The organism is Cupriavidus sp. FW306-01-F10A (genome assembly GCF_058782785.1).
Map to the genome: position 1 here is coordinate 41,292 of NZ_JBYSYA010000008.1, position 26,004 is coordinate 67,295.

Annotated in this window: 23 protein-coding genes; 2 read left to right on the top strand and 21 right to left on the bottom strand. The window is 65.5% G+C overall.

Annotated elements, in window-relative coordinates:
* Positions 1 to 430 precede the first annotated feature (430 nt).
* From AC3WLF_RS13815 to AC3WLF_RS13865, 11 genes are all read right to left on the bottom strand, one after another.
* Positions 431 to 1,096 carry a response regulator gene (locus tag AC3WLF_RS13815; protein ID WP_492317902.1) on the bottom strand — a complete coding sequence of 222 codons (666 nt, stop codon included), beginning with the start codon at positions 1,094 to 1,096 and terminating at the stop codon, positions 431 to 433.
* Complete coding sequence (locus AC3WLF_RS13820) at positions 1,077 to 2,747, bottom strand: MASE1 domain-containing protein (protein ID WP_492358381.1); 1,671 nt, start codon at positions 2,745 to 2,747, stop codon at positions 1,077 to 1,079. The genes AC3WLF_RS13815 and AC3WLF_RS13820 overlap by 20 nt, the downstream gene beginning before the upstream one ends.
* A gap of 915 nt (positions 2,748 to 3,662) precedes the next feature.
* Complete coding sequence (locus AC3WLF_RS13825; protein WP_492358382.1) at positions 3,663 to 4,778, bottom strand: CaiB/BaiF CoA transferase family protein; 1,116 nt, start codon at positions 4,776 to 4,778, stop codon at positions 3,663 to 3,665.
* Between the two features lie 134 nt (positions 4,779 to 4,912).
* Positions 4,913 to 5,905: a tripartite tricarboxylate transporter substrate binding protein gene (locus tag AC3WLF_RS13830; protein ID WP_492358383.1), complete on the bottom strand. Its 993-nt coding sequence runs from the start codon at positions 5,903 to 5,905 to the stop codon at positions 4,913 to 4,915.
* A gap of 25 nt (positions 5,906 to 5,930) precedes the next feature.
* Complete coding sequence (locus tag AC3WLF_RS13835) at positions 5,931 to 6,341, bottom strand: Zn-ribbon domain-containing OB-fold protein (protein WP_492358384.1); 411 nt, start codon at positions 6,339 to 6,341, stop codon at positions 5,931 to 5,933.
* Positions 6,342 to 6,344: 3 nt separating this feature from the next.
* Entirely contained in the window at positions 6,345 to 7,505 is a 1,161-nt protein-coding gene (locus AC3WLF_RS13840; RefSeq protein WP_492358385.1) for an acetyl-CoA acetyltransferase, read from the bottom strand.
* 7 nt (positions 7,506 to 7,512) lie between these two features.
* Entirely contained in the window at positions 7,513 to 8,673 is a 1,161-nt protein-coding gene (locus AC3WLF_RS13845; RefSeq protein ID WP_492352631.1) for an acyl-CoA dehydrogenase family protein, read from the bottom strand.
* 14 nt (positions 8,674 to 8,687) lie between these two features.
* A complete protein-coding gene (locus AC3WLF_RS13850) occupies positions 8,688 to 10,229 on the bottom strand; it encodes an acyl-CoA synthetase (protein ID WP_492358386.1) in 1,542 nt (513 codons plus the stop codon).
* A gap of 13 nt (positions 10,230 to 10,242) precedes the next feature.
* Complete coding sequence (locus AC3WLF_RS13855; RefSeq protein WP_492358387.1) at positions 10,243 to 11,115, bottom strand: MaoC/PaaZ C-terminal domain-containing protein; 873 nt, start codon at positions 11,113 to 11,115, stop codon at positions 10,243 to 10,245.
* Between the two features lie 18 nt (positions 11,116 to 11,133).
* The gene (locus AC3WLF_RS13860) at positions 11,134 to 12,048 is read right to left on the bottom strand and encodes an SDR family NAD(P)-dependent oxidoreductase (protein ID WP_492352628.1); all 915 of its coding nucleotides are present in this window, start codon (positions 12,046 to 12,048) and stop codon (positions 11,134 to 11,136) included.
* Positions 12,049 to 12,088: 40 nt separating this feature from the next.
* The gene (locus tag AC3WLF_RS13865; RefSeq protein WP_492358388.1) at positions 12,089 to 13,075 is read right to left on the bottom strand and encodes a Bug family tripartite tricarboxylate transporter substrate binding protein; all 987 of its coding nucleotides are present in this window, start codon (positions 13,073 to 13,075) and stop codon (positions 12,089 to 12,091) included.
* Positions 13,076 to 13,196: 121 nt separating this feature from the next.
* Here AC3WLF_RS13865 and AC3WLF_RS13870 point away from each other — a divergent pair, with 121 nt between their 5' ends.
* Positions 13,197 to 14,021 carry an IclR family transcriptional regulator domain-containing protein gene (locus AC3WLF_RS13870; RefSeq protein WP_492352626.1) on the top strand — a complete coding sequence of 275 codons (825 nt, stop codon included), beginning with the start codon at positions 13,197 to 13,199 and terminating at the stop codon, positions 14,019 to 14,021.
* A gap of 24 nt (positions 14,022 to 14,045) precedes the next feature.
* Here the strand turns inward: AC3WLF_RS13870 and AC3WLF_RS13875 are convergent, their stop codons facing one another.
* The 9 genes from AC3WLF_RS13875 to AC3WLF_RS13915 all read right to left on the bottom strand — a co-directional run bounded on the left by AC3WLF_RS13875 (position 14,046) and on the right by AC3WLF_RS13915 (position 24,756).
* Positions 14,046 to 15,596: an acyl-CoA synthetase gene (locus tag AC3WLF_RS13875; RefSeq protein WP_492352625.1), complete on the bottom strand. Its 1,551-nt coding sequence runs from the start codon at positions 15,594 to 15,596 to the stop codon at positions 14,046 to 14,048.
* Between the two features lie 143 nt (positions 15,597 to 15,739).
* Complete coding sequence (locus AC3WLF_RS13880; protein WP_492352624.1) at positions 15,740 to 16,573, bottom strand: SDR family NAD(P)-dependent oxidoreductase; 834 nt, start codon at positions 16,571 to 16,573, stop codon at positions 15,740 to 15,742.
* A 37-nt stretch (positions 16,574 to 16,610) separates the two neighbouring features.
* A complete protein-coding gene (locus AC3WLF_RS13885) occupies positions 16,611 to 17,030 on the bottom strand; it encodes a MaoC family dehydratase (RefSeq protein WP_492358389.1) in 420 nt (139 codons plus the stop codon).
* A 23-nt stretch (positions 17,031 to 17,053) separates the two neighbouring features.
* Entirely contained in the window at positions 17,054 to 17,503 is a 450-nt protein-coding gene (locus AC3WLF_RS13890) for a MaoC family dehydratase N-terminal domain-containing protein (protein WP_492358390.1), read from the bottom strand.
* A gap of 30 nt (positions 17,504 to 17,533) precedes the next feature.
* On the bottom strand, positions 17,534 to 18,727 hold the full coding sequence (locus AC3WLF_RS13895; RefSeq protein WP_492352621.1) for a lipid-transfer protein: 1,194 nt from the start codon (positions 18,725 to 18,727) through the stop codon (positions 17,534 to 17,536).
* Positions 18,728 to 18,754: 27 nt separating this feature from the next.
* Complete coding sequence (locus tag AC3WLF_RS13900; RefSeq protein WP_492358391.1) at positions 18,755 to 19,891, bottom strand: acyl-CoA dehydrogenase family protein; 1,137 nt, start codon at positions 19,889 to 19,891, stop codon at positions 18,755 to 18,757.
* A 325-nt stretch (positions 19,892 to 20,216) separates the two neighbouring features.
* Complete coding sequence (locus AC3WLF_RS13905) at positions 20,217 to 22,949, bottom strand: winged helix-turn-helix domain-containing protein (protein ID WP_492358392.1); 2,733 nt, start codon at positions 22,947 to 22,949, stop codon at positions 20,217 to 20,219.
* A 169-nt stretch (positions 22,950 to 23,118) separates the two neighbouring features.
* Positions 23,119 to 24,138, bottom strand: coding sequence for a hypothetical protein (locus AC3WLF_RS13910; RefSeq protein WP_492358393.1), 1,020 nt, complete (start codon positions 24,136 to 24,138; stop codon positions 23,119 to 23,121).
* 30 nt (positions 24,139 to 24,168) lie between these two features.
* On the bottom strand, positions 24,169 to 24,756 hold the full coding sequence (locus AC3WLF_RS13915) for a hypothetical protein (protein WP_492317907.1): 588 nt from the start codon (positions 24,754 to 24,756) through the stop codon (positions 24,169 to 24,171).
* 201 nt (positions 24,757 to 24,957) lie between these two features.
* On the opposite strand from AC3WLF_RS13915, the gene AC3WLF_RS13920 reads away from it, so the two are divergent.
* Positions 24,958 to 25,236, top strand: a complete 279-nt coding sequence (locus AC3WLF_RS13920) for a hypothetical protein (RefSeq protein ID WP_492352723.1) — start codon at positions 24,958 to 24,960, stop codon at positions 25,234 to 25,236.
* A gap of 277 nt (positions 25,237 to 25,513) precedes the next feature.
* Here AC3WLF_RS13920 and AC3WLF_RS13925 read toward each other — a convergent pair whose 3' ends face one another.
* Positions 25,514 to 25,978, bottom strand: coding sequence for a ferritin-like domain-containing protein (locus tag AC3WLF_RS13925; RefSeq protein WP_492317909.1), 465 nt, complete (start codon positions 25,976 to 25,978; stop codon positions 25,514 to 25,516).
* Between the last annotated feature and the right edge of the window lie 26 nt (positions 25,979 to 26,004).

Consider the following 26,004-nt stretch of genomic DNA (forward strand, 5'->3'; position numbering starts at 1 on the left):
ATTCGCGCGCCGGGGCTGGCATGGTCGCCATTGCCATGGTGCAGGCAATGTGCAAAGTATTTCATCGGTGCCAGCGTCGTGCGCAGCGCCCGCAGATCTGTGGTGGCATCCGTGGTCAGGGTCATGAAGGCCCAGTCGATGCCCGGCGTCCACAACGGGATGGTGAGGCCCGATCTCAGCTTCCGATGGCTCACCATGACCAGAGCGCACAGCAATGCCTGTGCTGGCCGTCGGTCCATGAAGTGGGCGAGTGTATGCAAATTCCGCCATGGGCGGAACGCCCCGTTCGGGGAAAAAACCGGACCCGCTAAAACGATCTGAACGCAGCTTATGTGTGGCCTTCCCCGCCCTTGACACGCGCAACCAGGCTTCTGTCTGGCCCAGGGCGGCGAGCAGTCGAGCGTTCAAGCAGGCGAAAGCAACTCAACGCCTATTGGCTCTCGATCCACTGAATCGCGAAGCGCATCAGCTCCTTGCCGTTGGGAATGTCCAGCTTTTCCTTGATGTTGGCCTGATGCGCCTCGATGGTCTTGACGCTGCGATTCAGCTTCCCGGCGATCTGGCGGGTGCTGAAGCCAAGCCCGATCAGGTGCAGGACTTCGAACTCCCGTTCCGACAGGCTCGCGATCGAGCCCGCGCGGCTTCTTTGAGGAGCCTTCAGGGCCCGCGCCAGCTTGTCATGCATGGCGGCGCTCAGGTAGACATTGCCGGCCAGCACCTCGCGGATGGCATTCACAATATGCTCCGTGGCCTCGAGTTTCATCAGATACCCGTTGGCGCCTGCCCGCAGCGCGCGTTCGGCAAACAGTGTTTCGTCATGCATGCTGAGGACAAGGATTGCCAGCTTTGGATAGTGTTGCCGCAGCGTCCTGACAAGATCCAGGCCGGAGTTCGAGTGCAGGCTGAGGTCGACAACGGCCACGTCAGGCTGGCAGGCCATCAACGCCAGAGCATCTTCGGCACTGCCGGCCGCACAGCAGACGTGCAGGTCCTCATGCAGATTCAGCATTTGGCTTAACCCCTCCCGGATGATGGGGTGGTCATCCACGATCAGGATCTGGGTTGCGCGGCCCGGGCTAGATGGCTGCTGTTGCATGGCCCGGACTCTCTGGTATCGGATAGCTGATGGCAACCGTGGTGCCGCCCAGAGCATTGCGGGTGATCGTGCAGGAGCCGCCCAGGAGGCTCGCCCGGTGACGCAGGTTGTGAAGTCCCAGTCCCGAGGCACGCTCCATTTGCTCCGGGTCCACCCCCACCCCGTCGTCACTGATGGAAAGCCGCTGCATCCCGCCTTCGCGCTCAAGGTCGATCCCGATGTGGTGTCCCTGGCTGTATTTCAGCGCGTTGTTCACGGCTTCCTGCGCCGCACGGTAAAGGTTGATCTGCATCGGCGGATCGAGCAAGTCCACGTCCGACCCGATGCGCAGCGTGCAGTCAATGCCATCCAGCGCGCAGGTCGTCTGCGCCAGCCTCTGCAGGGCGAGCGCAAGGCCACCGGATTCCATGGCGACCGGGTCCAGGCCGTGGGCAATCTTGCGAGTCATCAAGGACGCCTGCTTCACCAGTCCGACGATGGTAGCCGCGTCCGCCGCAGCCGGGTGGCCAGCCTTCTGCAGTGTTTGATTCAGGGTCGTGCAGTAGAAGCCCAGGCTGGTGAGGTGCTGCCCGAGGCCGTCATGCAGCTCCCGGCCGATGAGTCTCTGCTGCTGGTCGCCGATCCGGATCAGCTCCGCTTCCAGCAGGCGACGCCGCGCCATCTCCTGCTTCAGTTCATGGTTTGCCCGCTGCAGGTCCCGGGTTCGTTCCTGCACGCGCCGCTCCAGTTCGACGTGCGATGCCTGCAGCAGGCTATGGACGCGCTTCTCCTGGGCATGTGCCGCCACCAGCAGCAGCCCGGTGACTGCCACGACGTTCGCGAAGGCGCACCATCTCACAAGGCTATCCACTGGAGACTCTGCGGCAAAGGGACCGGTGCCGTTGGTGGTGCCCCAGATGGCTACGATCGAGACCAGCAAGGTTGCGAAGGTGGTGCCCAGGTGATCGAAGCGCAGAGCCGCCCAGATGATGAACGGAAGAATCGCCAGGGCTGAAGGATAGTAGCCGTGCCCGGCAAGCTCGGGGGCGCCGAAGATGAGGTAGCTTGCCCAGAGCATGGCAACGGTCAGTCCGCACGCTTCCACGGCCTGCCTTGCGGAGCGCACAGGCTCGGGACTCGCAAGCAGGCTGAGCAGGGGCGGGGCCACCACCAGCACCCCCATCATGTCACCGAGCCACCATTCCAGGACTGCGTTGCCGTACTCGGAAGCCGACACCCGGCCCGCGCCAAGGAGAGCAGTCGCACCAATCAGGGCACTCACTGCTGTGCTGACTGTCGCGGCCAGGATGATGAAGGCCAATACGTCCCTGATGCGGTCGAGGCTGATCCGGAACCGGGCCACGCGCGTCAACAGCAACGTGGCCGTCAAGGCTGCAGCCGTTGCGCCGAAGCCAATCAGCGCGGCCATTGGCAGTGGCACGCCGACCGACATATTGGCAAGAAAGGAGCCAATGGCAATTCCCGGGGCAGCTGCGAAACCCATGACAAGGAGCGCAACGAGGGCCACGCCGCTGGCAGGCCACACCAGAGACACCGCACCGCCCACTACTGCATAAGCCAGTCCCAGTTTTGCACTTGCGAAATACGCCAAAGCGACAAATCCGGTATGGACGAAAAGTCTGAGCCTTAAGTTGCGCGAGACAATAAACATGGTTCGCTTCAACCCCCCGGGAACAGACACTGTCACATCCAGTCATTTCTATGGTTAAACGGAATGACGACACTCTTGCGAAAGTGAATGTTCCATGCACCTGCGGCAAATCACGAGCCTGCACCGAATCGATGCAAGGCGAAGCGCTGCAAAACCATGGTGCCACAACACTACTATGAATCTACGCCAGAACTCCCTTGCGCGGTAAGAGTTGCCGGATGGATTCGATTGCTACCGTGCAGTAATGCAGGACTGAATCTGCCTGCCCACCGGCTAGGGCAATCCCCTAGCCTCTTTTCGGAAAAAAGCCCGATTCATATGCTTGCCGCCAGGGCCTACATTTCATTGCACTTGTGCGAAGTTGCGACCCTCAAACTGAAGCGAAAGAAGAATCGTTTCGGCGTTTTTGCAACGACCTGAAGTGGAGGTAAGAAAAATGGTAAAGACAGTCATACTGCTCGCTGCGGCGGGTGCGGCGCTTAGTGCCGGAATTGCCTATGCCGGCATCGGGACGCGGGATGTCTACACTGACGGCGCCAGCGTGATGGGGCCGCGAGACCCATATTCCGATGGGGGCAAGACCACAAAGTTTGACGTCTATTCAGACGGGGCGAAAGTCTCGGATAGGCGCGACGTGTACACCGATGGCGCGAGGATCACCAACCGCGATGGACTCGTTGACCACAGCATGTAAGGACCTACAGAAAAGAGTGTCCCCCTCAAAAAATTCGTGGCCGGGACTCAGCGTCTCCGGCCACAGACCCGCACCTCCCCCGAGTCACAGCCTCGGGGGATTTTTTTGCGGAGCGGCATTGCCGAGGCCGCTGCAGCAGTCAGCAGAAAGAAAGGCGCTTCGACGGACGGCCGAAGCTCAATCGCTGCGGCGGGACCCGGCCCTCGCCCCCGCATCAACCCTCAGTCAGTTGTCCAGAATGCGCCGGGCTGGCCGGATTTCAGTACGGCCATAATCTCGCCAGTGTGCTGGCCGTGCCGTGGAATCGCGCCCGCCGCCACGGCCTTGCCATCGAAGCGCGGCGCGGGGGCAGCCTGCAGATGGCCCTCCGCTTCGAAGTAGACGCCCCGCGCGGCAAGGTGCGGATGCCCGGCGGCCTCTTCCGGGCTCAGCACCGGGCCGAAACACACGTCGGTGTTTTCCAGCAGAGCGCACCATTGCGCGCGAGTCCTGGTGGCAAAGAGTTCTTCGAAGTGCCGATGCAGCTCCGGCCAACGCTCGCGGTCCCATTGCCGGGTGAAACGCGGATCCTCGGTCAGGCCCAGCTTTTCCAGCAGCAGCGCGTAGAACTGGGGCTCGATCGAGCCGAGCGTGACGAACTTCCCGTCCGCGCAGCGGTAGGTCGAATAGAAATGAGAGGCATCGTGGATATTGTTGCCGCGCTCGCCGGTGATGAAGCCCTTGCGGCGCGTGGACAGCAACAGCTGCAGCATATGGGCCGAGCCATCCACGATGGATGCATCCACCACGGTTCCCTTTCCCGTGGCGCGGGCGTTGAGGATGCCTGACAGCAGGCCCACCGCCAGGTAAAGCGCGCCACCGCCGACGTCGCCCACCACGGTAATGGCCGACGATGGCGGCTCTGCCGGTGTGCCGTGGTAGTACAGCGCGCCGGAAAGCGAGATGTAGTTGTTGTCATGCCCCGCGGCCTGCGCCATCGGGCCGCTCTGCCCCCACCCTGTCATGCGCCCGTAGACCAGGCGGGGATTGCGTTGCAGGCAGACATCCGGGCCCAGCCCCAGGCGCTCCATGACGCCGGGGCGCATGCCTTCGATCAGCGCGTCGGCATCCTGGATCAGTGCCAGCACCAGCTCACGCCCTTCGGCCGTCTTCAGGTCGGCAACCACCGAGCGCTTGCCCCGGTTCAGCACGTAGCCTTCCGTAGACGGCGCCGCACCGTTGGCTGGTGCCGCGCGTTCCACGGCGATCACATCGGCGCCGAGATCGGCGAGGTGCATGGCGCAGAACGGGCCTGGCCCGATTCCGCAAATCTCGACAACTTTTACACCGGAAAGCATGAACGATCCCCCTGATTCAGCATGAAAGTGAAAGTCTTCCGTACAGTACGTTGGAGCTTCGGAGGCTATCAGCCGTCCGGCCAGGCCCGGCCTCCCCGAAACAGGGAGGGGGCCGCCCCGGCCGGCAACACCGATCAGTCAAGCGTGATGCGCGCGTTGGCCGCGATCCGTCCCCAGATCTCGGCATCGCGCCGCATCAGCTTCAGGAATGCCTCGGGCTCCAGCGTTCCCGGTTCCAGCCCTTGCTCACGAATCGCCGTTTGCATGGCCGGCTTGGCCAGGATTGCCAGCACCGCCGCGGATAGCTTGTCCTTCACCGCCTTCGGCGTCGCCGCCGGCACGAACAGGCCATACCAGCCGTTTGGCTCGAAATCGCGGTAGCCCAGTTCGGTAAAGGTCGGCACCTCAGGCAGCAGCGCCAGCCGGCGCTCGCCCGTGACGGCCAGTACCTTGATCTTCGGGGAGTTGAGCGCGGCCTTGCCGCTGGCCACATCCACAAACCCGGAACTCACCTGCCCACCCAGCAAGTCCTGGATCAGTGGCGTGCCGCCCTTATAGGCCACGTGGGTCAGGTCGACGCCCCCCTGCATCCGCAGCAACTCGCCGTGCATGTGGGAGGAAGTGCCGTTGCCGTAGGAGCCGTAGCTGATCTTGCCAGGCGTGGCCCGGGCCGCGGACAGCAGCTCGCCCACGCTGGCAACGCGGGTGGAAACCGGAGCGGCGAATACGTCCGAGGAGAGCGCCAGGCGCGCCAGCGGCGCGAAGTCGCGGAAGGTGTCATAGGGCAGTGACTTGTAGACGCCTTGCAGCTGCACCAGCGGCGTTGCGCCCAACAGCAGCGTATAGCCGTCCGGTGCAGCCTTCGCGACCGCCCCTGTGCCAATGGCGCCGCTGGCACCGGGCCTGTTCTCGACCACCACCGTCTGGCCCCACATCGCCGTCAGCTCGCGGCCGAGCAAGCGGGCCACGGTGTCGGATCCGCCTCCGGCCGGGAATGGCACGACCAGCCGGATGGGCTTTTGCGGATAGGCAGAATCGTCCGCAGCGTGCGACCAGGCCGGCAGTGCGGCGATGCACGCCAGCGCGGCCAGGGCAGCACGCCGCCGCGGCGCAGTGATGATGGGCATGGGCTCTCCTTGGGGCAGGATTGGGTCAGTCGATCAATTCGAACTGCGGCAGGCTCACGTCGTCACTCGCCTTCTCGAACACCACTCGCACGCGCTTGCCGATAGCAATGGCCTCGGGCGATGCGTTGAGGATGTTCGCCATCATGCGCACCCCTTCGTCAAGTTCGACGATGGCAACGGCGTACGGCAGCCGCGCCTTCATGAAGGTGTTGGGTGCGCGATGGTTGATGGTGAAGGTATAGATCGTGCCAAGGCCGCAGACCTCGGTCCAGTCGACCTGGTCCGATTCGCACGCAAGGCACAGCGTGCGCGGATAGAACTGGCGGTGGCCACAGGCGCGGCAGCCTTGCACCACCAGCCGGCCCTGCGCCGCCGCATGCCAGTAGCCTTCGGTGATCTCGGTGGGACGCGGCAGGGGACGTAGTGCTTCGCTCATGCTTCAGACTCCGAGGATCATGGTGGTGTTGCAGGAGAAGACCAGTCCGGGCGCATGGCACAGCGCCAGTTCGGCATCGGGCAATTGCCGCTCGCCGCACTCCCCGCGCAACTGGCGCACGGCCTCGATCAGCACGAACATGCCGAACATGCCAGGGTGGCCGTAGGAGAGGCCGCCGCCGGAGGTGTTGATGGGGAAGCGGCCACCCGGGCCCAGGGCGCCATCGGCGACGAAGGCACCGCCCTCGCCTCGCTGGCAAAAACCCAGTTCTTCCAGCGACTGGATCACGCCAATGGTGAAGTGGTCATAGATCTGCACCACGTCGATGTCTGCGCGGGTGACGCCAGCCATGCGGAACGCTTCGTCCGCCGTCTCGGCGACGCGCGTATCCAGCCAGTCGGCTGTGCTGAACGGGGTGTAGTGGTGCGAGAAGGTCTCGGCCGCGCCCATCACATAGACCGGCTTCGACTTCAGGTCTCGGGCACGATCGGCGGAGGTGATGATCAGTGCGCCACCGCCATCCGTGACCAGGCAGCAGTCACGCGTACGCAGCGGCGACGCGATCACAGGCGACGCCATGACCTCCTCGATGCTGGTTTGCTCGCGCCGGTATGCCTTCGGGTTCAGCTGCGCCCAGCGCCGCGCCGCCACTGCCACCTCGGCGAGATCCCTGGACGTGGTGCCGTAGCGATGCATGTGCAACTGGGCAACCATTGCGTAGTAGCCGATCGGGCTGAGCTGGCCATAAGGCGCGATGAACTGGCCACGCGGCGAGTCCGGCGTATCCGCGGCGACGGCGCCACTCTTGCGCGAGCCGTCGGACAGTTGCGTACTGCCATAGGTCACCAGCGCCACCGAACACATGCCGGCGGCAATGGCCGCCATCGCATGGCGGATGTGCATCAGGTTGGACATGCCGCCGACGTTGCTGGAGTCGACGTACCTTGGCTGGATGCCGAGGTACTCGGCCAGCTGCACGGTGGCAAAGCGGTCATCGGTATGCGCGAACACGGCATCCACATCGCGCAGCGACAGCCCCGCGTCGTGCAGGGCCAGCCGCGCGGCCTGCGCCTGCAACTCCAGTGCCGTCTTGCCGGGCACCTTGCCCAGGTCGGATTCCGCGGCGCCGACGATGGCGACCGAGCGAGAAAGGTTCTTGGTCATGGTGAATTCAGAGTGCGCGCGCGATGACTTCGCGCATGATTTCGGCCGAACCGCCGTAGATCCGGTTCGGACGCACGTCGGTGTAGGCACGGGCGATGGGATACTCGCGCATATAGCCGTAGCCGCCAAAGAACTGCATCAGGTCATCGATGGCCCGCGTGGCCTCGCCGGCCCAGTACTTGGCCATGGCGGCACCATCCGGCGTCAGCGTGCCGGCCAGGTATTGTTCAAGGCAGCTGTCGACGAAAGCACGCGTGGCACACGCATGCGTCTTGATTTCGGCCAGGCGGAAGCGGATGAACTGGTTGTCGATCAGCGCCTTGTCGAAGGCACGGCGTTCCTTGACATGCGCGATGGTCCAGTCAAGCGCCACCTCCAGCGCCACGGCGCAACGCAAGGCGATCAGCAGGCGCTCACGCACCAGCCCACTCATGGCGTAGCCGAAGCCGGCATTGCGCTCGCCGACCAGCATGTCGTCCGGCACGAAGACGTCCTCGAAGAAGAGTTCAGCGGTGTCCTGGGCCTTCTGGCCGATCTTGTCCAGCAGGCGGCCGCGGCTGAACCCGGGGCTGGTGGTGTCGACCCAGAACAGGCTGATGCCGCGCGCACCGGCGGCCGGCTCTGTCTTGGCGAACACCAGCACGCGGTCAGCGTGGTAGCCATTGGTGATAAAGGTCTTCTGGCCGTTGAGCCGGTAACCACCATCCACCTTGACAGCAGTGGTGCGGATCGCCTTCAGGTCACTGCCCGCCCCCGGCTCGGTCATCGCGATCGATCCAACCACATCGCCGCTGGCCATGCGCGGCAGGAACTCACGCTTCTGCGCCTCGGTGCCGAATTCCAGCAGGTACGGCGCGACGTTCTCCGAGTGCGTGGTGAACCCGGTCACGCCGCTGGCCAGGGCCCGGGCGATCTCTTCCACCACGATGGCGCTGTGCAGGAAGTCGCCGCCGGCACCGCCGTAGGCTTCGGGCAAGCCGGGGCACAGCAGGCCGTGGGCGCCGGCATCGCGCCAGAGATCGCGCGGAACCAGGCCGGCGGCTTCCCATTCGGCGTGTCCGGGCATGACCTTGTCAGCCAGGAAACGGGCGACGCTGTCGCGGTACATCTCGTGCTCCGGCGCGAACATCTTGCGCGGCGCGTGGTAGCTGGCTTCTTGTCGGGACATGGCATCAGGCGCGCTTAATGCGCGATTCGGTTTTCGGTTGGCCAGTAGCTGGCCTTGACGGCGCGCTTGAGCAGCTTGCCGGTCTCGGTGCGCGGCAGCGCCGTGACGAAGTCCACCGAGCGCGGGCATTTGATCGGGGAGATCCTGCTGCGGCAAAGCGCGATCAGTTCTTCGGCCAGGACCGGAGACGCCCGCTCAGGCTCGTGCAACTGGACCACCGCCTTCACTTCCTCGCCGAACTCGGTATTCGGCACGCCGACCACCGCCACGTCGAAGACCGCCGGATGGCTCATCAGCACGTTCTCGGATTCCTGCGGATAGATGTTGACGCCGCCAGAGACAATGGTGTTGGCAAGGCGGTCCGTGAGGTAGAGGAAGCCATCGGCATCGACGTAGCCGACGTCCCCATAGGTGGCCCACCCACGGTCGTTATAGACCTGCCGGGTTTTCTCCGGATCATTGTGGTAGGCAAAGGTCCCGCCGCCGGAGAAGTAGACCACGCCGGTCTGGCCCTGCGGCACTTCATTGCCATCGTCGCCGACGATGTGTACCTGCCCGAACTCGGGCCGTCCGACCGACCCCTTGTGCGCGAGCCACTCCACGGCGTCCAGCGAGGTGCGCCCGACCAGTTCGGTGCCGCTGTAGAACTCATAGAGGATCGGCCCCCACCAGTCAATCATCTGCTGCTTGACTGAGATCGGACACGGCGCGGCGGCGTGGATCGCATAGCGCATGGTGGACAGGTCGAAGCGCTCGCGCTCCGCGGCAGTCAGTCGCAGCAAGCGCACGAACATGGTCGGCACCCACTGGCTATGGGTCACGCCGTAGCGCGCGATCGCATCCAGCGCCGCCAGCGGCTCGAACTTTTCCATCATGACCGAGGTGCCTCCGGCGCGCATGGTGGCCATGTTCCAGCGCACCGGGGCAGTGTGATAGAACGGCGCGGTCGACAGATAGACCGTGTCCCGGTCCAGCGACTTCCAGCCCAGGCGAGGGTCATCACCGGTGCGGAAGAAAGCGTTGGCGCCTTGCAGTGGACGCTTGATGCCCTTGGGCCTGCCCGTGGTGCCGGACGAATATGAGAAGTCAGTTCCCTCTACCGTGCGCGGCAACGCGACATCGGCCGGCATCTGCTCCAGCCACGCTTCATAGTTGCTGTAGCCCGGCTCGCTCCCATCCAGAAGCACCCGCGTGACCCGAAGCGATGCCAGCGCGCCGGGCGCAAGGTCGCCAAGGGTCTGCGCCGAGCAGAACAGTACCCGGGCGCCACAGTCCTGCACGATGTACTCCACCTCGTCGGCTTTCAGGTGACGGCTGATCGTGGTGTAGTACAAGCCGATCCGGTGCGCGGCCCAAAGGATCTCGAAATAGCGGACATGGTTCTCCAGCAGCACGGCAATGCCGTCGCCCTCGCGCAGACCGGCAGCCAGCAGCGCGGCAGCGCACCGGCGCGAACGCTGCTCCAGTTCGGCCCACGTCACCGCCTGGCTGGACGGCACCATGCGGTAGGCAACCCGGTCGGGCGTGGCACGGGCGAATTGCTCGATCACGGACATCTTGACTCCTTGATTACGGATGCAGGTCGGCGACGCCGTGGCTCAGCACGACCACATTGCGCTCATCGGCGAGCGCACGGAACTGGACCTGCCCTTCGCCGCGCCACATCTCCACGCGCAGCGTTTCACCAGGCACAAATGGCGATGAAAAGCGCACCGAAAGGCTGGCCAGGCGCGACGGATCCCCACCGCAAGCCTGCTTCAGCAGCGCCCGGCATGCCATGCCGTAAGTGCAAAGGCCATGCAGGATCGGCCGCTCGAAGCCGGCCTGCCGGGCCGCGGCGGGCAGTGCGTGGATGGGATTGCGATCGCCATTGAGGCGATACAGCAAGGCCGCTGAAGGCTGGGTCGGCATCGACATGATCATGTCAGGCGCGCGCTCCGGCACCGCGGGCAACGGTTCGAGCGGTGCATCGCCGGGCGTGGCGGCGGAGGAAAAGCCACCGTCCGCCCGGCAGAACGACACATGCTCCACGGTCGCCAGCAACTCGCCGCTGGCCTGGTCCTCGATGCGCCGCTCAGTGACCACCAGCGCGCCCTTGCCGGCGCCCTTGTCCACCACGCGGCTGACGCGCGTCTGGCTGCGTACCGCGCCAGACGCCGCGGGCACTGCAAAAAAGCGCATCCGGTGCTCGCCGTGCAGGATCTGCATCCAGTCGATGCCCGTGCCCGGGTCGCTTGCCCACGCACCCGGCGCGCCGACGGTGGCGAGGAAGGCGGGCACCACGCTCAGTCCTTCCTCAAAGACAAAGCGCAAGTCCGCCTCGTCCATCGGATCGGTGCCGAAGCCGAGGCTCAGCGCATAGCGGATGCTGTCGTTCGCCGCATAGCTGGAAACCTGGTCAAGGAACGCCCACGAGCGCAGGCGGTGATAGTCGATGGCCATCGCTGCGTACCTCCGCTCTCAGATCGGATCCCAGGAAAACACCTCGGGCGAGCGCTCCAGCGGCGTGAAGGCGCGCTTCACCGCCGGCACGGCATGCTCCGCCAGCGTCTCCAGCGTCCAGCCTTCGGCACGATGCACCGACGCCACCGGGCGCGGCTGGCTCATGACGATCAGCTCATTGCCGCGCACGGCCAGCACCTGGCCATTGACGTCGGCCGAAGCATCGCCGGACAGGAACGCGGCAACCGGGGCAACCTGCTCCGGCTTCATCGCCTGCATCCGCTCAAGGCGCTTCTTCTCGGCCTCGGTTTCGCTGGGCAGCGTGCCGATCAGGCGGCTCCATGCGAACGGGGCAATACAGTTGGAACGGACATTGAAGCGGGCCATGTCCAGGGCGATGGATTTCGACAGCGCCACGATGCCGAGCTTGGCCGCGGCGTAATTGGCCTGCCCGAAATTGCCGACCAGGCCGGTGGTGGAGGTCATGTGGACGTAGGTGCCGCTTTGCTGTTCCTTGAAATAAGGCGCAGCGGCACGGCTGACAAAGTAAGCGCCGTTCAGGTGCACATCCAGTACCGCCTGCCATTCAGCGGTGCTCATCTTGTGGAAGATGCGGTCGCGCAGGATGCCGGCGTTGTTGATCACGCCATCGATGCGGCCGAACTCGCGGATGGCGGTATCGACAATGGCCTGCGCGCTCTCGGCAGTCGCGACCGAATCGGTGTTCGCCGCAGCCTTCCCGCCGGCTGCACGGATCTCGTCAACCACCTTCTGGGCTGGTCCGGCATCACTGCCCTCGCCGCTGCCGCTGGAGCCCAGGTCGTTGACGACCACTCTGGCGCCCTGCGCGCCGAGCAGCATGGCAATGGCACGGCCGATGCCATTGCCGGCTCCGGTGACGACGATGACTTTATCCTTGAAATTGTTTTGCATGGCGTTGTCTGCAAGAAGAGAGTGATGAATTTGTTCGCGCTTACTCGGGCTTGATGTTGCCGTCCTTGATGACCTGCTCCCAGCGGGCTTTTTCGGCGCGCACGAAGCTGTCGAACTGCCGCGTCGACCCGCCCGCCGCAGTACCGCCCTGCTGGGCCAGCTTCTCGCGCAGCGCAGGATCGGCCAGCGCCTTGTTGACGGCAACATTCAACGCCTGCACCACCGCGGGCGGCGTCCTGGACGAGACAAAGAGGCCGAGCCAGACCGAAACGTCGAAGTCGCGGTAACCGGATTCGGCCATGGTCGGCGTATCCGGGAGTTCCGGGGCACGCTGCCTGGTGGTGACGGCAAGCGCGCGCAGCTTGCCGGCTCGCACCAGCGGCAATGCGGTGATGAGGTTGTCCACCATGAAATCGACTTGCCCCGCCACCAGGTCGGTCAGCGCCGGCGATGCGCCCCGATAGATCACGTCGACGGCGCTAACGCCGGCGCGCTGCTTCAGCAGGTCCCCGGCGAGATGGCCGGAAGAACCGCTCGTCGACACCGCCATGGACAAGCCGTTGGGGCGCGTCCTGGCATAAGCCGCCAGCTCGGCAATGGACTTGACCGGCAGTTTCGGGTTGACCACCACGACGTCCGGCATCGTCAGCACATGCGCCACCGGTGCGAAGTCCTCGAACTTGTAAGGCAGCTTGTCGTGCAATGCGTAGTTGGCCGCATTGGGGCCAAGGCTGCCCATCACCAGCGTGTGGCCGTCCGGTTCCGCGCGCAGCATGGCCTGCATCCCGATCACGCCGCCCGCGCCAGGCAGGTTCTCCACGACGACGGGCTGCCCCAGCTGCTCAGACAGCGTCTTGCCGAGCAGGCGGCTGGTCAGGTCAAGGATGCCGCCGGGCGAACTTGGCGCGATCAGGCGCAAAGGACGCTTGGCCTGGAAGGTCTCGGGGGACGGGTTGGCGAATGCAAGGCCCGAGGTGGACACGACAGCAAGGCAGGCTAGCGCCTGGCAAAGAAAACGCCGCTTCATGGTTGTCTCCTGTTTACTTTTCGGACAATCATGTCCGCCTAGCGGTCATTGTCGCCCGTTTTTTCGAACTTTACGTCCGGCCTTGCTACAATGTCAACCTGAAATCAGACCTCGCACAGACATGACTACTACCGACAACGATGGCTTCGTACGCTCTTTTGCCCGCGGACTGGCCGTTATCCACGCCCTCGGGCGCAGCGGCACGCACACCGTTGCCAGCATCACGGCATCCACTGGCCTGCCGCGGACGGTGGTCCGGCGGATCCTGCTCACGCTGTGCGAGCTGGGCTATGCGGCGGAATCCGAAACGCGGGGTTTTCGCCTGACGCCGAAGATCCTTACCCTCGGCATGACCTACCTGACCTCGCTGCCCTTCTGGGGGCACGCGCAACGCGCGCTGGAAACCCTGTGGACGCAGGTCACCGAGTCGTGCGGCATGTGTGTGTTCGACGGGCACGATGCGGTGTATGTCCTGCGCATTCCGTCGCTGAAGATCCGCTCACTGGGACTTGGCGTGGGCAGCCATGTGCCGGCCTTCGCCACGGCACCGGGCCGGGCGGTACTGGGCTTCCAGACCACGGAATTTCTCTCGCAGTTTCTCGACGAGGCCGCCCTGCGCGCCTACACGGACCGCACCGTGCACGACAAGGCAGCATTGCTTGAAGCGTTCGCTGCCGTGCGCCGCGATGGTTATGCGTGGGTGGATGGAGAATTCGACCAGCACATCGCAGGCCTCGCAGTACCGGTACGCGACGAACACCACAACGTGGTGGCATCGATCAGCGTCAACCTGCCCTCGGGCGAAGTCACGAGGGAGGAAGCGGTGAAGCGCTTCCTGCCGCCCTTGCGAGCCGCCGCGGAACAGTTGACCGGCCTGGCGCCGGCATTCCTGAATCCGGTCGTGGTGCCCACACAGCGTGAAGCAGCGGTCAGCATGCAAGCTTGAGCAAGGCTGCATGCCAGCGGACGCCTACTTCCAGTGTTGCTTGCGAAGTTCGTGCTTGAGCACCTTGCCGACGCTCGACAAAGGCAACGCCTCCACGAATTCGACGCTGCGGGGGACCTTGTAGCTGGCAATGCGTTCTCGGCAGTGGGACTGGATCGTCTCCAATGTCGCACTGGCTCCCTGCCTGAGCACGATCACCGCATGCACGGACTCGCCCCACTTTTCGTGTGGCACGCCAATGACCGCCGACTGCGCGACGGCGGGATGGCTCGCCAGCGCCGCCTCGACCTCCGCCGAGTAGACGTTCTCGCCGCCCGAGATGATCATGTCCTTGATGCGGTCGCACAGGAACACGAAGCCGTCCTCATCCATGTAACCGCCGTCGCCGGTATGCATCCAGCCGTTGCGGATGGCCGCGGCGGTCTGCTCGGGCTGGTTCCAGTAGCCCAGCATCACGCCGGGGCCGCGCACCGCGATCTCGCCGACGGTGCCGCGCGGCACCTCGTTGCCCTCGGGATCGACGATCCTGACCTCGGTGGTGAACGCCGGCCGGCCGACTGAACGCATGCGGCCGTTGGCCAGCGATTCCTCGTTGTGGTACTCCGGCCCCAGCAAGGTCGCCACTGGCGACAGTTCGGTCATCCCATAGCCCTGGCTGAAACCAGCCTTCGGGAATGCGGTGCGTGCGCGCTGCAGCAGCGTCAGCGACATCGGCGACGCACCATAGCGCAGCGCGCGCAGCGACGAGACATCCGGCGTTGCGGCACGCTCCGGACGCTGGTCGAGCCAGTCCAGGCACATCTGGATCATGGTCGGCGCCAGCAGCAGGTCTGTGACCTGGTCTCGCGCGACGGCTTGCATGACGCGACCCGGGTCGAACGCGTCCATCGGGACATGCGTGCCGTTGGCCAGGAATACAGTGTTGAGCGCAGACAGGCATGCCAGGTGGAACATCGGCATGACATGCAATATGGTCCCGCCGAGGGTCGCGGTGCCGGCCATCAGGCCATTGCTCGCCGACGAAACCAGGTTGCCATGGCTCAGCATCACGCCCTTGGGAAAGCCCGTGGTGCCGCCGGTATAAAAGATGCCCGCAAGATCGTTGCCCCGGCGCAGGCGGTCTTCCATCGGCTGGTTTTCCGCAATCAGCGCCTCGTACGAGATCATGCCCGGCGGCACCTCGCCGTCGCCGGCATAGATGACGTGCCGCAGGCCCTTGCTGTCCGCGGCCACCGTGGCGGCCACTGTCTTGAACGTGTCGTCGACGATCAGCACCGATGTGCCCGAATCCTCGAACGAGTAGAGGATCTCCGCCGCGCTCCAGCGGATGTTGACCGGGTTCAGCACGGCGCCGGCCCAGGGCACTGCCATGTAGTACTCGATATAACGCGCCGAGTTGAGCGAGAACATCGCGACGCGGTCGCCGTCCTCGACACCCAGCTTGCGCAGGCCTGCGGCCAGCCGCGCGACGCGCTCCCCCAGCCCGGCAAAGGTCAAGCTGCGGCCCATGTAGCGCACCGCTTCGGCATTGGGTCGCTGCTGCATGGAACGGTGCAGCGCCTGGGTCATGTACATGTCTGGGTCTCCGTCATCCGCCGCATGCCCTGGCGGTGCAGGCCGCTGCGTCCGCAGGGACGCAGGCCATCTGTTTTAGTCGCCGCCAGACCCCCGCCTCGCCGGTCGGCCGGCCGGCAGGCGGGCGGCTTTAAGCTGCCCACTCAGAAGTTGGCGCCCGGGCCACCGCCGCAGTAGAGCACCTGGCCCGACAGGAAGTTCGACTCCGGCGTGCACAGCAGGTACACCGCGCCCGCCGCTTCCTCCGCCTTGCCGGGACGGCCCAGCGGGATCACACGGCTGGCGTTGTCCAGCATCGCCTGCTGCACCCCAACCTTGATCTCGCGGCCCTCGATGCTAACCGTCTTCGACTGGTCGCCGGCCAGCGCCTGCGTCAGCCGCGTCTCGATCAGGCCAAACGCGACGGCATTGACATTGACCTTCAGCCGGCCCCATTCCTTGGCCAGCGTCTTGGTCATGCCGAGGATACCGGCCTTGGCAGTCGAATAGTTCGACTGGCCGGCATTGCCGCCGGCAGCACCCGACGAGATATTCACGATCTTGCGGAACACCTCGCGGCCCTCGGCCGCTTCGGCCTTGGCGGCGGCCGAGATCACCGGCTGGGCGGCGCGCAGGATGCGGAACGGGGCAGTCAGGTGGCAATCGATGATGGCGTACCACTGCTCGTCGGTCATCTTCTGGATCACGTTGTCCCAGGTGTAGCCGGCATTGTTGATGATGATGTCGATGCCCTGGAAGTGCTTCACCGCGGTGCCCACCAGGCGATCGGCAAAGTCGGGGGCGGTCACGCTGCCGGCACAGGCCACGGCCTCGCCGCCTTGCGACCTGATCAGTTCGACGACTTCGTGGGCCGGGTCGGCGTCGAGGTCGTTCACCACCACGCGGGCGCCTTCGGACGCCAGCTTCAGTGCCACTTCACGGCCAATGCCACGGCCCGAGCCGGTAACGATGGCGGACTTGCCTGCGAGTTTGCTCATGGTGTGTTTTCCTTGCTGCAGATATGGTTGTCCGGATTCAGCTCAGCGCGACGATGGCTTCGCCCAGCAGCTTGTCTTCGCCGTACTGGTTGGTGGCCCTGATCGCGACCTTGACGCGCTTTTCGCCATCGGCTTCCAGCTTCTCGACGATTTCGCCGGTGCAGGTCGGCTGGTTGCCAAGGTGCGTGATGCCGGTGAAGCGAATCGCCACGCCGCGCAGTGCCGCCTGCGGGACCCAGGCGGTCAGCAGGCGCCCGAGGTAGGCCGCCGACAGCATGCCGTGGGCGAACACGTCCGGCATGCGCGACTTGCGGGCGAAGTCGATATCGATATGGATCGGGTTATGGTCGCCAGACGCGCCGGCATACAGTGCCAGCGTGGTGCGGTTGATCGCCGGCAGCGTCAGCGCGGGCAGCTTGTCGCCAACCTTCACGTCGGCGAAACGGGGAGCTTGCATGGTTCTGTTCTCCTTGTGCGCGATCAGCCGCGGCGTTCCACCAGGGTGCTGCGCATGTCGGCGACGTGTTCGCCGTGCTGGTTGGTCACGCGGGTGGCGTTGACGACAAAATGCAGCGCGCCCCCCTTCTTGTCGTAGACGTCGCTGACCGTCGTGTCGAAGTGCAGCGTGTCGCCGGCGTAGGCCATGCGGTGGTAGTCGAAGGCCTGTTCAGCGTGCAGGATGCGGCCCAGGTCCACTTGCAGCACCTTCATGCGGTCGATGCCCGATGCGGCCGACACATCGCTGTTCAGGCACATGAAGAACGTCGGTGGCACCGGCAGTGAGCGATGCCCCGCGTCGCGCGCGGCGGCTTCGTCGATATAGACCGGATTGGTTTCGCCGGTTGCCTTGGCGAAGAAGCGCAGGCGCCCCTTCTCCACCTCGATGGAGCCCTTGCCGAGATCCATCCCAATCATGCTCTTGTCAGCCATCTGATCTCCTCTCGATTGTCTGGATCTGGTTCAGCCGCGGCCGTACAGCGTCACCACGCAGGCGCCGCCCAGTCCGAGGTTGTGCTGCAGCCCAAGCTGCGCGCCTTCCACCTGCGTCGGACCGGCGCTGCCGCGGATCTGGCGCGTCAGCTCGTAGCACTGCGCGAGGCCGGTGGCGCCCAGCGGGTGGCCCTTGGACAGCAGCCCGCCCGACGGGTTGACCACGACCTTGCCGCCGTAGGTGTTGTCACCGTCCAGCACCATCTTCTCGGCCTCGCCGGTCCTGGCGAAGCCCAGTGACTCATAGCTCAGCAGCTCGTTCTGCGCGAAGCAGTCGTGCAGTTCGCAGACCTGGATATCCGACGGGCCGACGCCGGCCTGCTCGTACACAGCCTGCGCGCCCGCCTCGGCCATATGGAAGCCCACCAGCCCGATCATCGAAGGCGGCTCGAAGCTCGGGGCCACGTCGGTGGTCAGCGACTGGGCCAGGATGCGCACGTCGGTGCGCAGGTTGTGGCGCTTCGCGAAGGCTTCGGTGCAGACAATGGCAGCGGCGGCGCCACAGGTCGGCGGGCAGGCCATCGAGCGGGTCATCACGCCGGGCCACATCACCTTCTCGGCCATCACGTCTGCTTCCGTGACGACCGTGCGGAACACGGCCAGCGGGTTGTTGGCGGCATGGCGGCTGGCCTTGGCGCGGATCCTGGCGAAGGTCTCCAGCCTGGTGCCGTAGCGCTGCATGTGCTCGCGGCCGGCGCCGCCGAACAGCGTCAGCGCGCGCGGCACGCCGGCCTCGACCGCATCCTGCACCATCGGGGCGGCGATGTTGGTGAATTCGACCATGGCCGCCTCGCGGTCAGTCCACGCGCTCTTCAGCGGACCCGGCTGCATGAACTCGAAGCCCAGCGCCAGCGCGCATTCCACCGCGCCGCTCTCCACTGCCTGGCGCGCCAGGAACAAGGCCGACGAACCGGTCGAGCAGTTGTTGTTGACGTTGACGATGGGAATGCCGGTGACGCCTACCTTGTACAGCGCCGCCTGGCCGCAGGTCGAATCGCCATACACGTAGCCAACGTAGGCCTGCTGGATCTTGTCGTACGAAAGGCCGGCATCTTCCAGCGCCAGCCTGGTGGCGTTGGCTCCCATCACGGCGTAGGGGTCGCTCTGGCCGGGCTTCCTGAACGGGATCATGCCGACGCCGGCAACTACCGCGTGCTTGGACATTGTCTTGTCTCCTTGGAACTGGGGGAATTACAGCTTGCGCGAGATCAGCTCGCGCATGACCTCGTTGGAACCGCCGTAGACGCGCGCCACGCGCGTGTCGACGAAAGCGCGGGCGATCGGATACTCGAGCATGTAGCCATAGCCGCCATGCAGCTGCACCATGTCGTCGATGCACTTCCACAGGACTTCCGTGGCATGCAGCTTGGCGATGGCGGCTTCCTCCCCGCTCAGGCGGCGGCGCATATGCTCGCCGAGGTAGTAATCCACCATCGTGCGCAGCGCCACCGACAGGGCCTTGATGTCGGCGAGCTTGAACCTGGTGTTCTGGAAGTCCCAGACGGTCTGCCCGAAGGCTTTGCGGTCCTTGACGTACTCAGTGGTCTGCTCCAGCAGGCGCTCGAGCCTGGCGGCGGCGCTGACGGCGATGATGAAGCGCTCCTGTGCAAGGTCGTGCATCAGGTAGCCGAAGCCCTTGTTCTCCTCGCCCAGCAGGTTGGTTGCCGGCACGCGGACGTTGTCGAAGAACAGCTCGGCGGTGTCCTGCGAGTGCATGCCGACCTTCTGCAGCTTGCGGCCGCGGCGGAAGCCCTCGCGGTTGGTCTCGACCATGATCAGGCTGATGCCCTTGGCGCCGGCCGACGGGTCGGTCTTGCAGACCACCATCACCATGTCGGAAATGAAGCCGTTGGAGATAAAAGTCTTGCTGCCGTTGATGACCCACTCGTCACCATCCCGCACGGCGGTGGTACGGCACGCCTTTACGTCCGAGCCGCCGCCGGGCTCGGTAATCGCCACGGCAAGCACCGTTTCCCCGGCGCAGACGCCTGGCAGCCACTTCTGCTTCTGCGCTTCGGTGCCCAGGCGGACGATGTACGGCGCAACGATGTCGGAGTGCAGGCCGAACGAAATGCTGCAGCCGGTAAACGCCATTTCCTCGGCGAGGATCGCGGCGTGGCCGAAGTCGCCGCCGCCACCGCCGTATTCCACCGGCAACGCCGTGCATAACAGGCCTTCGCGCCCGGCCTTGAGCCAGGTTTCGCGGTCGACGATACCGTTTGCCCACCATTGCTCCTGGCGCGGCAGGCATTCGCGTTCCAGGAACCGGCGCACGGTGGTGCGGAACTGCTCGTGATCTTCACGATAGACACTACGGAGGACTTCCACGAAGACTTCTCCCTGTTCGGTGTTGGACCAGGCTGGGCGGCTGGCATGCCAGGCCGGCCCGCGGTGAGCCAATGATGCGGGGCGGGCCCCTCCACCACCCCTCCCCGATTTGGGTAGTCTTCCCCCCTCCCTCCGGTGCCGAACACGCGTGCACCGGCGGGCAAACCCCGCCGGCCAGCCCTGGCCAGAGCGCGAGTCATGAATGGGGCGAATGCGTGCCCCCTCCCGGATACGGGTGGGGCGACGGCCTGGCGAACGATGCGGAAGGAATGCTGTGCGTTGATCGCCCGGCTGGGCGGGATAGCGCGGACGCGCGCTCGTGGCGTCAGCGGTGCTGGCCAGCTGAGCGGCCAGGCGCGTCGGCCTTCAGGTCGCGCAGCAGCGCCACCGCTTCGTCACGGCCGGTCACACCCAGCTTGATGTAGATATTCTTCAGGTGCCACTTCACCGTCTCGGGCGAGACGGACAGGGTGCGTGCCACCATCTTGTTCGACATTGCCTGCGAGATCAGCTGCAGGACCTCGGCCTCGCGTTCACTCAGCGTCCTGATCGGCGCAGAGCGGCGCGTGTCGGCGAGCGGCGCCGCATGGGCACGCCACCGGCCTGATGCCTCCTGAAGACGCCGCGCATAAAAGGCCAGTACCGGGTCTAGCGCCAGCGCCTGCAGAAATTCGCCCATCAGCTTCATGCCCCCGTTGGCGGCATCCAGCAGGCTGCGCACCATGCCGAACCGCAGTCCATAGCGCAGGGCCTCGCACAGATGATGCTGCGCGGCGCGCGCATTGCCGCGCCCCTGCTCGGCAACCGCGCACTGCGTCAGCACAATGGCCACGTGCCGGCCGCGAGCGGCCAGCTGCACGCTGTCCAGCAGCGGCTTCAGGCGCGCCATGGCGCCGTCATAGTCGTGCCGGTGCAGGCACAATCCGCTGCCGGCCAGCTGCGCAACGACGTTGACCTCCCAGGTCGGGCTGCGGGCCGCGCTGTGCGAGGACAGGTCCTGCGCACGGGCGACGGTTGCCTCCGCCAGGTCGATTTCGCCTTGCTGCAACTGCCAACGCGAACGGATGGCAAGTGCGATCACCAGCAGGCGCTCGAGGCGGTGCTGCACTGCGTAGTCTTCCAGACGGTCGAGGTAAGCCGCGGCCTCCAGGCGTCTTCCCGCGACGCGGTGCGACAGCGCGAGCGTCAGCAAGGCACGCAGCACCGCATCGGGGATCGCAACCGCTTCCAGCTGCTCGATCCGCTTCTCGAGCAGCTCGCAGACCGCATCGATTTCATTGAGTTCGTACAGGGTCTCGCTCAGCAGCACCGCGGCCATGTGCGCCGCGCCCGCATACACGCCGCCGAGCTGCTCGGCCTCGCTCAGGACCTGGCGGAACACGGGCTCGGCTTGCAGGATCTTGCCTTCCATCGACAGGCTCAGGCCCGACAGGCAGCGACCGATCAGACTGCTGACCATGGTACCGCCCTGCAGCGTGCTGTCGGCCAGCACCTCGCGCGCGCGCTCATGCTCGCCACGGTGCATGTGGACCCAGCCCATCACATTGCCGCGCGCGGTCAACAGGAAGTCGCCCGCATCAGCGGGCACGCACTCCAGTTCAGGCAGCAAGGCCGCCGCCGCGCCGATGTCATCCCGCATCAGCGCCATGCCGCCGCGCAGCACCGTGACCGCGTAGCGCTCGCGCTCGCCCAGCGCGGCGGCTTGCGTCGCCAGCCGTCCGATCGCTTCAGCCGCTGCGTCGAGATGGCAGGCGCGCAGGTCGATGTGCGCTTGCATCATTTGCAGCGCAAAGCGCGACTCGACCTGCCTGGCGGGGAGCAAGCGCAGCAGGCTGGTAAGCCGGCCAAGACCGTCGCGCGCCAGCAGTTCGGACGCGCGGGCCTGGATCGCGTCCGCGGCAGCATCTTCCTCGCCGGCGAGCACCGCGTGCCGGACCGCTTCGTCAACGTACTCGCGCTGCGCGAACCAGCGCCAGGCAGCCGCGTGCAGCGCTTGCTGCTGCGCGCGGGACATGGCCGCAACACGCGCAAGCAACACTTCGCGCAGCAAGGGGTGGAGGCGATACCAGCTCTCGTGGTCGTGGCCACTCACATGGATCAGGAACAGATTGCTGCTGTCGAGCCTGACCAGCCGTGTGATCATGCGCGCCACCGCGCGCGGCTCGCCCACCAGCGTTGCGCACAAGTGCGCGCTGAAGCGGCTGCAAATGGCCACGCAGGTCAGCAGCTTCTGGTCGTCGGCGTCGAGCTGGCACAGTACCTCGCGTTCGAAATACTGGGCGAAGGCGCTCGCATCGCGCAGCGCAATCGGCGCGAAGCCGGCGCCGTGCTTGGCCTTGATATCCAGGGCGAACAGTTGCAGCCCGGCGACCCAGCCATCGGTCAGCTCATGCAGCCGCCGGGCGTCGCGCGGGCTGACCTCGCCCAGTTGCTCGCGCAGGTAGGCCTCCGATTCCTCGAGGCTGAAGCGCAGGTCACGCAAATCGAAGACGGCAAGCAGCCCTTGCGACTGCATGCGCGCCAGCGACAGCGGCAACTGGCCGCGCGAGCACAGCACCAGATGCAGCTGCGGCGGCGCGTAGTCAAGCAGCCATTGCAGCGCCTGCCAGATGCGGCCATCCTCGATATGGTGGACGTCGTCAAGCATCAGGACCAGGTCGCGCGGTTGGCTGGCAATCGCCTCGATCAGCGTCACCACCCAATGCTCTACCCGGGAAGCGTCGCTGCCGTCCCCGGTCAGATCGGCGGCCTTGGCCGCGATATCGGCGTCGACCAGCGCAATGCTGGCGAGCAGGCAGTCGAAGAAGCGCGCAGGTTCATTGTCCTCTTCGGCCACCGACAGCCACGCAACCTCAAAGCCGACCGAAACCAGTGCCTTGCGCCAGGTCACGAGCGTCGAGGTCTTTCCGCATCCGGCCGGCCCCTGGACCACCACACAACGCCGATGCCGCGCTTCAAGCAGGCGTTCGGCCAACGCATCGCGGACCAACGGCCGCCGTGCAAGGCGCGGGGGCACCAGCTTGGTACCGGCAATCGGCTCTGGATGATGCGAAGACATGTGTGGGTTGCGCCGGCCTGATCACCCCGGCAGCGCTTTGCATTGGGAACGAAGCATTATAGGGCTGTGGTCTGCGGGGGAGCCATCAGGAGGTTTGCGGGCGCCGCCCGCGTAGCCTACGTGGAGCGACTGCAGGGTCCGGGCCTGCGCAAGAGAACCATCCCCGCTGTCACAGCAGCCGCTCCGCCTCCTCGATCAGGGCGGTGGGCGACAGCATGTCGCCACGCGCGAAACGCACCAGTGCGATGGATCGCACCAGCGGCGGATCGCCCGGGACGTGGGCAGTGAGCAGGTCGATGTCGTATGCCGGCCCCGCGCTGTCCGCCGCGAGCAGCACGTTCATGGCACTAAGCCGCAAGTGCCTTTGCTCGATGGAAAAGCAGGAGCGTGCATCCGCCAGGACTTCGGCCAGGCATTCCAGTTGACGGTCAAGCGCCCCGGTTTCGGGGCCGAGCTGCGCAAGTTCCTGCTCGTTCGCGGCAATCTGCCCGCCCAGGGCGGCCTGCTCGCCGGGACTTGCGTCGGCATCGCCGCCGAGCACCGAACGCATGCCAGTGCCTTGCTGCTGGAGCAGGCGCAGGCGCGCCACCAGCAGCGCCTGCTCGCGCGCGAGCACGTCGCGGCGTGACTTGCCGGCAGCGAAACGGGCGAGACCCTCCATGCTGAACTGATCGAACATGCGCCGGACAATTTCCTCGCGCAGCGCGGCCTCGCTGCGAGCGATGATCCTGACCTTGTGATCGCCGAAACTGACGGTGGTTTGCGGCACTTCCGTGCGCATGACATCCCCTTCCAGCGCAACCCCCAGCGTGCGCCGCTCGGTCATCGCCATCCCCAGCACCGCAAACGCCTGCGGCGCATCGGGCGACTGTTCGAAGAACGCTCGCAGTTCAGGAGAGCGGCTGAAGGCCAGCTGCACGTCACGCGCCGTGCCGAAGAAGGCGTGAACATAGGGATCGTCACCCCATGCCTGCATGCTGGCTTCCCGCGGCGCGGGAAGCCCCTGGACGAGTTCGCGCACGTAGTCCTGCGCTTGCTCGAGCGCAGGCCGAAGCCGCTGCTGGTAGCGTGACACCAGCCGCAAGCGCGGATAGATCCGGGTCACGCGCTCGGCCAGCTCGGCAATCTCCTGCTTGCCGTGCGCATGGACTTGCGCATTGCGCCGGTGCAACCACCGCAGAAAACCCATCGGCATGCTCCCACCCGGCGTCCGCCTTGCTCAGCGGGCCTGCTTGGGCGTGACGGATATGGCAAGGGCTTCGGTGTAGACGGCCTGCACCTGGTCACCGCGTCGAACCGCCTTCAGCTGCTTCGGATCCTCGACATGCACGTCCACCGTCTTGCCTCTTGGGCCCTTGAGCGTCACCATGCCGGTCTTGGCGTTGACGGCCACCACATCGGCAGTGACCGTCACCTCGCGCCCGACCGTGCCGCCGGGCTTGGCGCCAGGAACGGCCCGGTCGGCGGTCTCGCGTTCGGTGCTGGAGCGCATGCCGCTCTGCTTGGCGAGAGCCACTGACAAGGCCTGCGTGTACTCGACGGTGACCATGTCGCCCACGCGGAGCTGCTCGAAGTTGCGCACGTCCTCGCCGACCTGTACGTCCGTGATCTTGCCCTGCTTGTTCTTGAGCGAAATGGTGCGCGTGGCGGCATCGATGGCCACCACCGTGGCGGTAGCCTTGACCGTGCCGGTGGTCCTGGTAGCCCCGACGCCCGACACCGTGTCCACGCGCGTCTCGGGCTGTGCCAGCGCCGGAAGAGTTGCCGCGGCAAGTGCCGCCGCCACGATTAGCTTGCTGGGATTCATCACGTACCCCTCGATCCATGCGTGCAATATCGAGCACTTTTCTCCAATCCCTGATGGTTGGAGCACCTCGCCCCAATCGGGCATCCCTGCCCGGCTGCCGGCGTTTTAACAATAGCTTACATACACGGACATCCGCTTGATTTACCCTCCGCTGCCTGAACCTTGCCCCGCCCGGGGCCCACTACACGAAAAACAGCAAACATGAGGAAGATCCACGCGTACCCGCTGATGGCAATCGCCATGCTGACTACCACCTCGGGGGCCGCCTTTGCGCAGCATGTCGTCGGGGGGATGGGCGAGGAAGTCAGGATCGGCGCGTTCTCCGGTCCGACGCACCGCACCGACAGCAATCGCGGCACGCCCACCGGGCGCAGGGACAATACGGCGAAGCCAGGCCGGCAAGCCGCCGACCCGCGTGGCGCGCGCCCGGTCAGCACGCGCGGACCTGCACCCGCGCTCCCCGGCAAGCATTTGCCATAGCCGCCCGCATGCGAACCTCATCGAAGCCAACCTGGCGCAGAACCAGTTGCTGCTGGCACGGAACGCGTCAGCCGACGCTTATAACGGGGCGCTCGCGGCCGCGGCGACATTGGCGCTGGCGACCGGCTCGGTCGGTACGGTGCGCGATGGGGGTAGATGGCCGGCGCGGTGACGCGGCCTGGGCCGCGCTCCCGGCGTCGGGGACGAAAGCAATGGGGGCGAAACCTTGTGGCACGCGCGCTTTTGCACGCACGAGAAGGCAGCGGGCCGGCCCAGGTCAGCCCTGCCGCGGCTGCACCGTCGCCGCAAGGCCGGGCTTGCGCAGCATTTTCTCGACCTCTCCCGCATGCAGTTCCTCCAGCTGGATCAACTGCCGTGCATACTCCTCCAGCGCGACTGAGCGCCCCTCGACCAGGCTTAGCAGCTCACGATACAGGTCCAGGGCCTGCATCTCGGTCGCAAGCGATTCACGCAGGATCGCGCCGATATCGGTCGTGTGGCTGTCCAGCAGCTCGCCGATGCCAAGCGAGGGATAGGCGCCGAGGGTCGTGATCCATTCGCCGGCCTGGTGCGCGTGCAGCAGCGACTCATTCGCCTGCTCACGCAGCCACGACACGATGGGAATGCGGCCGAAGCCGAATATCAGGAACGAATAGTGCGTGTAGCGCACAACCCCGGCGAGCTCGGCTTCGAGTATTCGATCCAGCACAGCGACGACTTTCTCCTGTTCGATTTCCGTCATGGCAGGTTCCTCCGTGAGGTGGATTC